Genomic DNA, 12,681 nt, shown 5'->3' on the forward strand with positions numbered 1-12,681 from the left:
AATGGCTTTAACAAACGCACACATCATTATAGACTTTGGTACCGGCAACCTGCGTGCAGCGGTAATTGCAACTAACGGTACGGTTTTAGGAGTAGCCCGTGAAGATATCCCTTATATAAGGGATGCGCAATACCCGGATGCGCTTTATTTTGATCCCCGGGTATTGTGGAATCAGATACTGGAGCTTACGGCAACAGCGCTGAAATATGCAGGTGCCGTCCGGGTCCTTGCCATAACGGCCACCAGCCAGCGGGAAGGCATTGTAGTGCTGGATCCTGCGGGAATGCCGGTGGTAGGCCTGCCGAATATTGACCACAGAGGAAGAGCATGGGAGCACCTGCTGCAGGATAAAACACGGGTGTATGAGCTTACGGGGCGTTATCCTACTTCACTGTTTTCTGCATTGAAGCTGGTGGGGCTGCGGGAAGGCAGGCAGGAATGGTGGCGGCAACTGGACACATTTCTCAGTATCAGCGACTGGGTGGAATATATGTTTTGCGGAGTGGAGCACTATGAGCATTCGCAGGCGTCAGAAAGCCTGCTGTATGATATAGAACGGAAAACCTGGTCGGAAGCGTTATGTGAACGGTTCTCTTTTCCGTTTGCATTATTGCCCTCACTTACCAGCTCCGGTACGGTATTGGCAAAAATAAAGTCATCGCTTGCAGAAGCCCTGTCTGTTAACCCGGAGGCTAAAGTGATTGTGGGTGGGGCCGATACCCAGCTGGCGGTACTCAGTACCCGGGCAAATGCAGGGGATGTGGTAATTGTTTCAGGAACAACAACACCCATTATAAAATTGTCAAAAACCTACGACCTGGATGAGCGGCAGCGTACCTGGACGGGTCGTTATATTGATGCAGACAGTTATATGGTAGAAGCCAATGCTGGGGTGACGGGTTTAAATTACCAGCGCCTGAAGAAAATATTCTATCCGAATGAAGGATATGAAGTAATAGAAGCAGAACTGGCCACAATCAGTGACTTTCAATGCGTGGCATCTTTGGGGTCGCTGGTGGCAGATGAAAAGCAGCCCTTGCTAAAGGGGGGATTTATCTTTAATACGCCCGTTAATCATGAATTGTCACGTGCCGGATTTGTATGGGCTACGCTGTGGGATATTGCCTGCAGCATTTTTGAAAATTATAAAACGCTGGTATCGGTTACACCCAACCGGCAGCCTTATATCTGGACCTGTGGCGGAGGTATGGAAAGCAAAATGTTACGGCAGCTCATCGCAGATCTTACCGGCAGGGAAATACGGATCCGCAACAGTTACCGGTATGCTTCAGTAATGGGCGGAATGATGCTCTGTAACCAGGCGCTGGAAATACAGGAAACAGTAACTGATCCTTATGAACAGGTATTGCCGGGAACAAAAGAAGTACATAGCGATTTTTACCACCGGTGGAAAGAAAACAGGGAATTGTTAAAGAAGATTTTTTAATGGAGGAAGCTTATTTTATTGGTATAGACCTGGGCACGCAGGGGTTGCGTGTGGTCATACTGGATACAAAAGGCATTCTTGTGTCCAGTGCAGAGCAGGCTTTTTTACTATCGCCTCAGATGCGGCAGGAACAGGACCCGGATGCATGGTGGCAGCACTGTCACAACTGTCTGAAAAAGGCCATCCGGTGCCTGTCGGGGGAACAGCGGAAACGGGTTACAGCCATAACAGTAGACTCTACTTCCGGTACAGTGATCCCTGTAGACGCAGACTGCCGTCCTTTGCACCCGGCCATTATGTACAGCGACCAGCGTTCTGCAGAGCAGGCAAAAAAATGTACTGTTCTGGCAAGGCGGCATATAAAGCAGGGATTTACGGGTTTCAGCACTTCTACCGGGCTGGCAAAAATGGTCTGGTTTATTGAAACCTATCCGGAAAAAGCCGCAAAGATCTTTCAATGGATCCATGCTGCGGATTTTATTACCGGCAAATTATCCGGCATCTGGAATGTGACTGATTATACCAATGTTTTAAAATCTGGATACGACCTTGCGCACCTTTGCTGGCCGGACTATATCAGCGATGCGCTGGGCATAAAAAAGAAGTGGCTGCAGGAGGTGCGGCCTTCCGGAACAGTGATCGGGACGCTTTCCGGCGATCTGGCGAAGACGCTGGGGCTGCCGGATACCGTAGCTGTTACCACGGGCATTACCGATGGCTGCGCTTCACAGGTGGCTTCCGGTGCCATGAAACCGGGCCAGTGGAATACGACCATCGGCACCACAATGGTGATCAAAGGCGTTACTGTCCGGGAAGTCGTTGATCCGCTGGAGCGTTTGTACAATCACCGCCATCCGGCCGGCTACTGGATGCCGGGCGGCGCTGGCAATATTGGCGCAGATTGGGTTTCGGCGGGTTTTAAAGAAGACCTCGAGCATTATAATCAGGCGGCATCTTCTTTAACACCTACGGGCAGGATCGCCTATCCCTTGATCCAGAAAGGAGAACGGTTCCCGTTTGCAGCACCGCAGGCGGAAGGGTTTGCTCCGGGGGAGGTATCCAGGGAATTGTTGTATACTGCCAATATGGAAGGCGTGGCATTTGCGGAGCGCTATGCGTATGAGCTGATCCAATCCCTGTCAGGAGAAGCGGTGGAAGCTATTTATACAGCGGGGGGTGCCAGCAACAGCATCTGTTGGCTGCAGATCCGCAGTGATGTACTGCAAAAACCGGTTTGTAAAATGAAATATGTATCCGGCGCCGTAGGCGCCGCCATTGTTGCCGCTTCCAATACCTGTTTTAAGGATATCACAGCAGCAACGGCAGCATTGACACAAACGGAAAGGTGGATAACGCCACGTATTGTATTCAAACAGCAGTATGAAGATCAATACCACCTGTTTTTAGAAACAATGAAAGAACGGAAATTTATAAATGATGCACAGGGGGCGGATGCAGGTTTTTAAACACTACTTATATATCTTAACAGTTCAATAGCCGGTTTCCTGCAAAGGAAAATGAACTAACTTCAGATTTTGTGTAAATAATAAAAAGGATGTTAAAAGTGATTTTATTGCGGCATGGAGAAACAGCTTATAATGCTGATGGCAACCGGTATTGCGGCAGAACGGATATAGGGCTTACGGAGAAAGGGGTTGCGCAGGCTATGAAAGTATTTGAAGCACTGAAGGATGTGCAGGTTGATGCTGTTTATTCCTCGCCCTTACAACGTGCCCGCAAAACAGCAGCAATCGCCTCCGGCAACCGCCCTGTAATAACGGATGAACGTCTTATAGAAGCTGATTTTGGGTTATGGGAAGGCAAAACAAAAGAAGAATTCAACGCGGAAAACCCTGCGCTTTGGGCGCAATGGATGAACAACCCTGAAGTGGCAAGGGCCGGTGGTACAGGCGAAACCGGCGGTGAAATTGTACAACGGGTGACTGATTTTTTTGATGAGCTGCGCCACAGGCACAACGGGCAACGGGTAATGGTAGTGGCGCATAACGGTATCAACCGGCTGTATCTGGCAGCAAAATTAGGTATGCCGCTCTCCAACTACAGGCGATTTGATATGGAAAATTCCGCTGTATCTTATTTTGAACTGGATAATGAAAATGTGCTTACGCTTAAAAAATTAAACGCAGGTTCAATATAATAGAATAGTTGAACTGGTTCAGCTGTGATTTGAATAAACTTAAGGCAAACGCTTTTATAGTTGTCTCAGGGTGATATTGATTTTAGGCCGGCCTTGTTGATTATGGAACAGATTATACCTGTTGTACTCCGTCCCGGATTTTTAAATTCAAAAAATGGAATCGTTTCAATCAATGAATATTCGTAATAATTGGGTGCTTTACGTTATCATTTTTGTTTTATGGAGCTGCAAAACTGCTCAGAAAGTTTCACACCCTCCTGATGAAAAAAAACAACTTTCTGTAAACGATCTCCCCCACAGCATTTACCGGGAAGAAGGAAATTTTCATGTGCAGGGCGTTGCAGTAGACGCCCAACGCGGATATGCTTATTTTTCGTTTACAACAAGCCTGGTAAAAACCAATTTAAAGGGAGAGGTCATCGGGAGCGTGGACGGATTCATCGGGCACCTGGGATGCCTTGATATAAATCCGGACGACGGGCGCATCTATGCCTCGCTGGAATATAAAAATGATCAGATCGGCAAAGGAATTTTAAAAGGGCTGGGCAACCAACCGAATATAAACAACAACAAAGAGAGCTCTTTCTATATCGCCGTTTTTGACGGGGCAAAAATAACCCGGCCGGGCATGGATGCTGAAAAAAACAATATCATCCATACCATTTATCTGAAAGAAGTGAGCAATGATTATAAGGCAACAGTGAGGAACAGGGGCAGGCAGGTGGAACACCGGTATGGATGCAGCGGTATTGATGGCATCGCTTTTGGCCCTCAGTTCGGGCAAAAACGCGGTAAGCATTTCCTGAACCTGGCTTATGGTATTTATGGCGACACGTCCCGTACAGACAATGATTACCAGGTGATCCTGCAATACGATGTTAACAGCCTCCGGCAGTATGAACGCCCCCTGTCGCAAAGCCGCTTCAATACAACAGGGCCTGCCCAGCCCCTGAACAAATACTTTCTTTACACCGGGAACACTACGTATGGGATTCAGAATTTAGAATACGACCCCAGTACCGGGTATTGGCTGGCTGCCGTTTACACCGGGAAAAAAACGCAGTTCCCCAATTACAGCCTGTTTGCAATAGACGGTGCCAAAGGTTCCGAGCTGCAAGTGTTGAAAGGTTTTGACAATGGAGAAAAAGGAAAAGTGCTGCAACTGGCAAAAGCGGGCCTGTACGATGAAAAAAGCGGTGTGCGGGGATGGTATTATGCCTGGGGTGCTACCGGTATGCATGCTTTGGGCAACGGGTATTTCTATATTTCTCAAAACGGGGTCACTAAAAGTAAAAAGCAGTATTGCAACCTCCGGTTGTATCGCTGGACGGGGCGGGCATCTGATCCGTTTGAAGCAATAAAATAAATGTTGCGCCTGTTGGGTGCTTTTATTGATGCTCATGGTCCATTAATAATATATGAACTTCAATCTGTAAAACAGCTATGCGTTTGAAAAGAAGGAGTTTTTTAAAGATCAGCGGGCTGGCAGGTTTTCATGCGGTGTTTGTTCACAGGGTGCCACTGATGACGCCGGCTGTTATTGATACAGCTGATTCATTGTTCAGGAATTTTGTTTCTCCGGATGACAGTTCCCGTGCTTCCTGTTACTGGTGGTGGTTCAATGGCCTTGTAGATAAAGAAGGCATCCGTCGGGACCTGGAGGAATTCCGGTCAAAGGGAATGGGCGGTGTGCTGCTGGTCAATTCAGCAGACGGACTGGGGGGTGCGCGTATTCCCCAGGGCGTAAAATTTCTTTCAGAAGAGTGGAAGGAATTATACCGCTTTGCCATGCAGGAGGCCAAACGCCTGGGCATTGAAGTAGGTATAAACCTGAGCTCCGGGTGGTGCATGGGTGGCCCCTGGATTCAACCGGAAAATGCCGGTCGCTGGTACCTGCAGTCAACGCTGGAACTAAAAGGGCCACAGCTGTTTGAGGGCCTGCTGCCTTTACCAGGCAACCGGGCCGGTTATGATAAGGTGTTCAATCCGCCAGGATATAAAGAATATATCGATCTTCCTTTATCACAATTGGATTACCGCGATACGGCAGTTGTAGCCATCCGCACATCCGGTAAGGAACATAAAATAACCGGCAGCAGGGCGGCATTATTGATAGCGAAAGCCAACCGGAAGGATGCCAGCAATTTTGCAAAATCATTTGAGATTACGGATCCGGTTCAAACACCCTGGATGAATGAAGCCGGAGATCAGGCGGTTCCGCTTACGGACGTGATCGATCTTACCAGGAAAACAGATGCAGCTGGAAAACTGCGCTGGGAAGTGCCGCCGGGTACCTGGACGGTTGTGCGCACCGGTCATCGTATGACCGGCTCAAAGCTGATGATTGCGCAACCCGAAGCCAACGGATTATCTGTGGACTGGTTCGACCGGAAAGGCGTAGACCTCCAGTTTCAGCATTTAGGAGAAGTGTTCCTTGAAGAAGCCGCAAAGGTAGGGGCAAAGCCCGCCTATTTTTGTGATGATAGCTTTGAAGACGGGTTCCCCAACTGGACACCAAAGATCCTTGGAAAGTTCCGGCGCTACCGGGGCTATGATGCCACACCTTACCTGCCGGTACTGTCGGGATACATCATTGGCAGTGCTGAAATATCGGACCGTTTCCTGAACGATTACCGGAAAACGATTGCTGATTGTATGGCGGATGAACATTACGGGCATTTTGCTGCGCTTTGCCATCAGCATGGCCTGCAGGTACAGAATGAAGCCGCGGGCCCCAGCCGTTCCGGTACTATTTGCATGGATGGCTTAAAGAACCTGGGGCGCAGTGATCTGCCCATGGGGGAATTCTGGCTGGCGCCAAAACATGAAGATCAGGAGCACTTGGCGGATGATCAGCCTTATGGCGTGTCCCGCCTGGATTTCGGGCAGAATAAAGTTACCAAAATGGTGGCTGCGGCTGCTCACATTTATGGAAAGAAGCTGGCCTCGGCGGAAGCGTTTACCAGCTTCCGGCACTGGCTGGATGCTCCGGGGTCTTTAAAACAGGCGCTGGACCGTGCTTTTTGCGAAGGCATCAACCGCATTGTGATTCATACTTCCACCGCAACAAGACCCAAAGATGGCTTGCCGGGTTATGAATACGGCGCGGGAACGCACTTTAACCCCAATGTTACCTGGTGGGAATTTTCCGCACCCTTCTTTACCTATGTTGCCCGTTGCCAGTATTTATTAAGGGCAGGCCATTTTGTGGCGGATGTACTGTTTTATAACGGGGATGTGGCACCTAACCTGGCAGCGCAAAAAAAAATATACCCGGCATTGGGCAAAGGATATGACTATGATGTATGCAATGAGGAAGTGCTGCTGGAACGGTTGCAGGTACGGGATGGGAAGCTAACGCTTCCGGATGGGATGCAGTACCACATACTGGTATTACCGGAAAGTAAACGCATGCCGGTTGCGGTAATCAAAAAAATAAAGACCCTGTTGGAAGCCGGTGCGCTGGTCATGGGCGCGCCGCCGCAGACAGATTCGGGCCTTGCTGGTTATCCGCAGTGTGATGCCGCGATTCAGCGGCTGGCAGAAACAATATGGAAGCACCCGGCAACTGATAAAGGAATTGCAACAGGAAAGGGGCGTTTATTTTACCCCGGATCTATACGCGCTGTATTAAAAGGCGTTCATTGCCTCCCCGATTTTGAAACTACTAATAATAGTGCGTGGATCGATTTTATACATCGTACCACGGCAGCAGCCGAAGTTTATTTCATCACCAACCGGAAAAAGGAGACCGTCCGGACGGATTGCCTGTTCCGGGTGGCCGGCCGGCGGCCGCAGATCTGGGATCCCGTTTCCGGGAGGCAATGGGCCCCGGTGTATGAACAGACAAACGGCCGCACTAAAATAACGCTGGATCTGGATGTGTTTCAGTCGGCATTCATCGTGTTTCCAAAAGAAAAGGCAAAAAGCAGTTTGGGTGCAATACCGGATGTGTGGCAACCGGCCAATGGTTTCCACCAACTGCAGGAGCTTGCCGGTTCCTGGGAGGTGCGGTTTGACCCCCAATGGGGCGGGCCTGCAACTATTCTTTTTGAAAAGCTTCAGGATTGGAGCAGGCATCCGGACCCCGGTATCCGGTATTATTCCGGCAAGGCCACTTATAGCCAGTTATTTCATTTTAATACTACCACTGATCTGAAGAAACCGCTGTTCCTGGATTTGGGCGTTGTCAAAAACATCTGCCGTGTATGGCTGAATGAAACGGATCTGGGTATTGTATGGACAGCCCCCTGGCGGGTAGAGGTGACCGGTAACATAAAGCAGGGTGCCAATACGATCCGGATTGAAGTGATCAATCTTTGGCCCAACCGGCTGATTGGTGATGCGGCCTTGCCTCCTGAACAAAGAAGAACACGAACTAACATCACCTTTAAAAAGGAAGATCCGCTGCTGCCTTCAGGGTTGCTGGGGCCTGTAAGGCTGGTTACTTTTTCCTGATCAATGACAGCCTATCCTGTACCGCCACCCAGTGCTTTGTACAGCTGGATCAGTACATGCGCCTGATCTCTTTCTGCTTTAATTAAATCTATGTCTGCACTAATCTTGCTTTTTTGTGCAGCAATGATCTCCAGGTAAGTGGCGTAAGCCGTCAGGTAAAGATCATTGGAAACCTCTATGCCTTTATTCAGTGCACTGACCTCTTTATTTTTCTCATTTATTATTTTTTCGTTGCTGTCAATATAGCTCAGGAGGGTTTTTACTTCCTGGAAGGCTTTGTTTACGGTTTTCTGATAGTTCAGGAACGCGATCTCCTGTTCTGCATTGGCTATTTTAAATTGCGCTTTCAATTGCCTTTTCTGGAAAACAGGTGCCGTCATTCCTGCGATCAGGCCGGAAGCAACAGAAGATGGGTTCAGGAATTTTGCAGCATTAAAAGACTGAAGCCCTGCACCTGCTGTCAGATCAACTGTAGGAAAAAAAGCAGCCCTGGCTGCTTTGGCATCAGCATGGCTCGCCTGTAATTCATGGTAGGCAGCCCTGATATCGGGCCGGTATTGCAATAACTGCTGCGGATGCCCCTGGTGCGCCAGGTAGCGCATGGATCGTACATCAATCGACCGGCTGCGGGAAATAGTGCCCGTATAGCTGCCGGTAAGCTCCAGCAGCTTGTTTTCGGTTGCGGTGATCTGCTGTTGAACCGCGAAGCGCGTTGCTTTTGTATTGGCCAGCTGGGCATCAAATTGTTGTACCGCCAGTTCAGTTGCACGTCCCACTTCTTTATGGATCTTTATAATTTCAAGCGCTTTATGCTGAAGCTCAATATTCTTGTCCAGGATGGCAGTTTCTTTATCCAGCATTACCAGCTCATAGTAGAGGGTTGCCGTATGAGTGATCAGCGCTGCGGTTAACAGCTCCCGGCCCTGCCGGGTTGCAAGGAACCGTTCCCGCGCTGCCGTTTGCAGGTTGCCCAGTTTTCCCCAGAGATCAATTTCCCAGGAAGCGCTCAGCCCCAGCCAGTAATCAGGTGTAATAACAGTAGGAATCTGCTGGCTGTTATCAATGTTCGGGGAAAGGTTGGTGTCAAAGTTGCCCACTCCTTCCATGGTATATTTCCCGTAATGAGTTCCTGAGGCATGCAGGCCGGCTGTAACAGCGGGAAGGAGGGCTGCCTTTCTTGCTTCCAGGTAGGCTTCCGCAATTTTTACCCGCTCTGCCTCTATCCGGTTATCTATATTATTGGCCAGTACTTTATCAATCAGTGCAACAAGGTGCTTGTCTTCAAAAAAATCTACAAACCTTAAGCGGGCTGCTGTAAGGGTATCTGTTGCTGCGATATTGTACTGTTCAGGAAGAGGCGCGGCCTGTTTGACAGTGGCGGTTTTAGGAACACTGCAACTGGCGGCAAGGCCGGAAATAGCCAGTAAAGGCAACCATCTGTGATTGTTTTTAATTTTCATGCTCAATGATTTTTATTTCAGATACCTGAAGCGGCGCAGCAGCCGTCTTCTTTTTTCCACGCTCGGAAAGTGCGGCAAATACCACATAAAGGCCCGGAATGAGCAGCAGTCCGGATACCGTGCCTACCAGCATTCCCCCGGCAGCAGCCACTCCAATGGACCGGTTGCCCACGGCACCCGCGCCGGTAGCCATACATAAAGGAATCAGCCCTGCAATAAAGGCAAAGGAGGTCATTAAAATGGGGCGCAGCCGTTGCGTTGCACCCTCTATGGCCGCATTGAGGATAGAGTAGCCTTCTTTCCTCCGCTGTATAGCAAACTCAATAACCAGGATGGCATTTTTGCCTAATAACCCGATCAGCATTATAAGGGCTACCTGTGCATAAATATTGTTATCCAGCCCTGCCAGCTTAAGAAACAGAAAGGAGCCGAATATACCCGCAGGCAGGCTCAGGATAACGGGTAACGGTAGCAGAAAACTCTCATATTGTGCTGCCAGCAGCAGGTATACAAAAAGCAGGCAGAGTGCAAAAATGTAAATGGCCTGGTTGCCGGAAAGGATCTCTTCCCTTGTCATGCCGCTCCAGTCTACATCATACCCGCGGGGCAGTTTTTCAGCAGCCACCTTCTCCACGGCTTTTATAGCATCGCTGCTGCTGAAACCCGGCGCTGCTTCCCCATTGATCATAGCTGATGTATACATGTTATAACGGGTAAGCTGTTCCGGTCCATATACCCGCTCCATGCGGATAAAAGAAGAATAAGGTACCATTTCTCCGCTGCTGTTTTTTACGTACTGGTTAAGCACATCATCAGGCGTTGCCCTGAACTGGGGACCGGCCTGTACCATTACCTTATACATCTGGTTAAAGCGGATGAAGTTGGTGGCATAGTAGCTGCCCAACAGGGTTTGCAGCGTATTCATTGCATTTTCCACAGTTACGTTTTTCTTTGCCGCCATATCGTAATCTACATGGATGAGGTACTGGGGAAAAGAGGCATCAAAGCTGGTAAAAACATTGGTCACCTCCGGGGTGCTGTCAATGGCCTTTACAAAGGCTTTGGTGATCTCTGATGTTTCTGTAATGTTATCACCGCCCCTGTTCAGCAAACGAAGCTCAAACCCGCTGGTATTCCCGAAGCCGGGCACAGTAGGCGGCGCAAACACTTCAATCCGGGCATCGGTAAGTGCTGAAGTCCGCTGTTCAATTTCGCCAATGATTTCGTTTACATTCTTCCGCCGTTCCTTCCAGGGTTTCAGGTTGATCATTCCCATTCCGTAGGAGGCACCGGCAATTTCATTGGTAAGACTGTATCCGGCAAGCGTGGTTACGCTTTCCACGCCTTCAATGTTCCCGGTTATTTTGTTCAGTTCATCCAGCACCTGTTCCGTACGCTCTACGGTGGCGCCCTGTGGAGTGGTTACATTTACATAAATCATTCCCTGGTCTTCTGTGGGTATGAACCCACCCGGCAGAACAGCACTGATGCCCCAGGTGGCCAGAAAGAACAATACCAGCATTCCAAAAGTAATGATGCGCCTGCCGGCTATTTTCCGGAGCACTGCACGGTACCGCTTCGTTGTTTTATCAAAGCCTTTATTAAAGCTGTTAAAGCATTTGCCCGGTACGCCTTTTTTTGTGGATGCAGTATGTTTCAGCATCAGTGCGCAAAGGGCAGGCGTAAGAGTGAGCGCGTTGATGCCGGAGATCACGATAGCAAAAGCCAGCGTTAAGGAGAACTGGCGGTAAAATACGCCCACCGGGCCGTTCAGGAAAGCAACAGGTATAAATACAGCAGCCATTACCAGGGTGATGGCAATAATGGCTCCTGTGATCTCTTTCATCGCTGCAATGGTTGCTTCCAGGGGCGGCAGTTGCTCTTCCGCCATCTTCACATGCACCGCTTCCACAACAACGATCGCATTGTCCACCACAATACCAATAGCAAGCACCAGGGCAAACAGGGTCAGCAGGTTAATGGAAAAGCCCAGCAGGAGCATAAAAGCAAGAGTACCTATCAGCGCTACGGGAACGGCCAGCACGGGAATAAGGGTAGAACGCCAGTCCTGCAGGAAGATGAATACAACAATAGCAACAAGCAGAAAGGCTTCCATAAGGGTGCTAAGCACAGCGCTGATAGAGGCATCCAAAAACCGGGAGACATCATAGGCCATGCTGTAATCCATACCCGGCGGGAACGTGCTTTTCTTTAGTTCGGCCATCTTCAGCTTAATGTTCCGGATCACATCGCTGGCATTGGAACCGGGGCGCTGTTTGATCATGATAGAGGCAGCAGGTTTCCCATCGCTTTTGGAAACCATACTGTAGCTCATGGCCCCGAATTCAACGTCTGCAAGGTCTTTCAGCTTAAGAATGGAACCATCGCTGTTGGAGCGGATCGCGATATTTTCATATTGGCGGGGTTCGGAAAATTTGCCGGTATAACGCAGCACGTATTGTAATGCATTCTTTGTTTTGCCGGAGCTTTCCCCGGTCTTGCCCGGCGCAGCGGAAACATTCTGGTTGCGCAGGGCAGTGATCACTTCATCAGTAGATACATTGTAGGCAAATAATTTTTCGGGATCCAGCCAAACGCGCATGGCATAATCTTTTGATCCCATAATTTCAGCACGACCCACACCATCGATCCGTTTCAGTTCTTTGAGGATATTGATATCGGTAAAGTTGAAGATGAAATCTTCATCAGCTGTTTCATCTGTACTGGTAATATTGAGGTACATCAGCATGCTGTTTACCTCTTTTTCCGTGGTTACACCGGCCTTGATCACTTCTTCCGGCAATTCATCCAGTACGGTGGTTACACGGTTTTGTACGTTTACCGCTGCCACATCAGGGTCTGTGCCTACTTTGAAATACACGGTGATCATTGTTACGCCGTCGTTGCCGGATACGGTAGACATATAGGTCATTCCCGGTACTCCGTTAATGGCCCGTTCCAGCGGTACCGCCACGGCGTCTACGGAAACTTCTGCATTAGCACCGGTATAACGGGCTGTTACAGAAACGGAGGGGGGCACAATATCGGGGAACTGGGTGATTGGCAAACTGAACAGGGCGAGTACGCCGATCAGTGTAATGAAGATAGAAAGCACCAGTGAAAGTACGGGCCTTCTTATAAACGTTTCAACCATTTTC

The 12,681-nt window shown here is 49.3% G+C and carries 7 protein-coding genes; 5 read left to right on the forward strand and 2 right to left on the reverse strand.

The annotated features are described in order from the left end of the window. Position 1: 1 nt before the first annotated feature. The 5 genes from A8C56_RS04275 (at position 2) to A8C56_RS04295 (ending at position 8,063) form a co-directional block, all read left to right on the forward strand. The gene (locus tag A8C56_RS04275) at positions 2–1,447 is read left to right on the forward strand and encodes an FGGY-family carbohydrate kinase (RefSeq protein ID WP_067752484.1); all 1,446 of its coding nucleotides are present in this window, start codon (positions 2–4) and stop codon (positions 1,445–1,447) included. After that, the gene (locus A8C56_RS04280; protein ID WP_067761588.1) at positions 1,447–2,913 is read left to right on the forward strand and encodes an FGGY-family carbohydrate kinase; all 1,467 of its coding nucleotides are present in this window, start codon (positions 1,447–1,449) and stop codon (positions 2,911–2,913) included. Before A8C56_RS04275 ends, A8C56_RS04280 begins: the two co-directional genes overlap by 1 nt. An 89-nt stretch (positions 2,914–3,002) precedes the next feature. Beyond that, a complete protein-coding gene (locus tag A8C56_RS04285) occupies positions 3,003–3,605 on the forward strand; it encodes a histidine phosphatase family protein (RefSeq protein ID WP_067752486.1) in 603 nt (200 codons plus the stop codon). 154 nt (positions 3,606–3,759) lie between these two features. Further along, on the forward strand, positions 3,760–4,971 hold the full coding sequence (locus A8C56_RS04290) for a hypothetical protein (RefSeq protein WP_245645746.1): 1,212 nt from the start codon (positions 3,760–3,762) through the stop codon (positions 4,969–4,971). 77 nt (positions 4,972–5,048) lie between these two features. Then, a complete protein-coding gene (locus A8C56_RS04295; RefSeq protein WP_067752490.1) occupies positions 5,049–8,063 on the forward strand; it encodes a glycosyl hydrolase in 3,015 nt (1,004 codons plus the stop codon). Between the two features lie 11 nt (positions 8,064–8,074). Here the strand turns inward: A8C56_RS04295 and A8C56_RS04300 are convergent, their stop codons facing one another. Together A8C56_RS04300 and A8C56_RS04305 are read right to left on the reverse strand one after the other, a co-directional pair. After that, positions 8,075–9,523, reverse strand: coding sequence for a TolC family protein (locus tag A8C56_RS04300; protein ID WP_067752492.1), 1,449 nt, complete (start codon positions 9,521–9,523; stop codon positions 8,075–8,077). Further along, the gene (locus A8C56_RS04305; RefSeq protein WP_067752493.1) at positions 9,513–12,677 is read right to left on the reverse strand and encodes an efflux RND transporter permease subunit; all 3,165 of its coding nucleotides are present in this window, start codon (positions 12,675–12,677) and stop codon (positions 9,513–9,515) included. The genes A8C56_RS04300 and A8C56_RS04305 overlap by 11 nt, the downstream gene beginning before the upstream one ends. Positions 12,678–12,681 lie beyond the last annotated feature (4 nt).

Source organism: Niabella ginsenosidivorans, assembly GCF_001654455.1.
Classification (GTDB): Bacteria; Bacteroidota; Bacteroidia; order Chitinophagales; family Chitinophagaceae; genus Niabella; species Niabella ginsenosidivorans.

Excerpts from the sequence above, each read along its gene's own strand:
- A8C56_RS04275 (WP_067752484.1), top strand. The coding sequence starts at position 2 with ATGGCTTTAACAAACGCACACATCATTATAGACTTTGGTACCGGCAAC.
- A8C56_RS04280 (WP_067761588.1), top strand. The coding sequence starts at position 1,447 with ATGGAGGAAGCTTATTTTATTGGTATAGACCTGGGCACGCAGGGGTTG.
- A8C56_RS04285 (WP_067752486.1), top strand. The coding sequence starts at position 3,003 with ATGTTAAAAGTGATTTTATTGCGGCATGGAGAAACAGCTTATAATGCT.
- A8C56_RS04290 (WP_245645746.1), top strand. The coding sequence starts at position 3,760 with ATGGAATCGTTTCAATCAATGAATATTCGTAATAATTGGGTGCTTTAC.
- A8C56_RS04295 (WP_067752490.1), top strand. The coding sequence starts at position 5,049 with ATGCGTTTGAAAAGAAGGAGTTTTTTAAAGATCAGCGGGCTGGCAGGT.
- A8C56_RS04300 (WP_067752492.1), bottom strand. The coding sequence starts at position 9,523 with ATGAAAATTAAAAACAATCACAGATGGTTGCCTTTACTGGCTATTTCC.
- A8C56_RS04305 (WP_067752493.1), bottom strand. The coding sequence starts at position 12,677 with ATGGTTGAAACGTTTATAAGAAGGCCCGTACTTTCACTGGTGCTTTCT.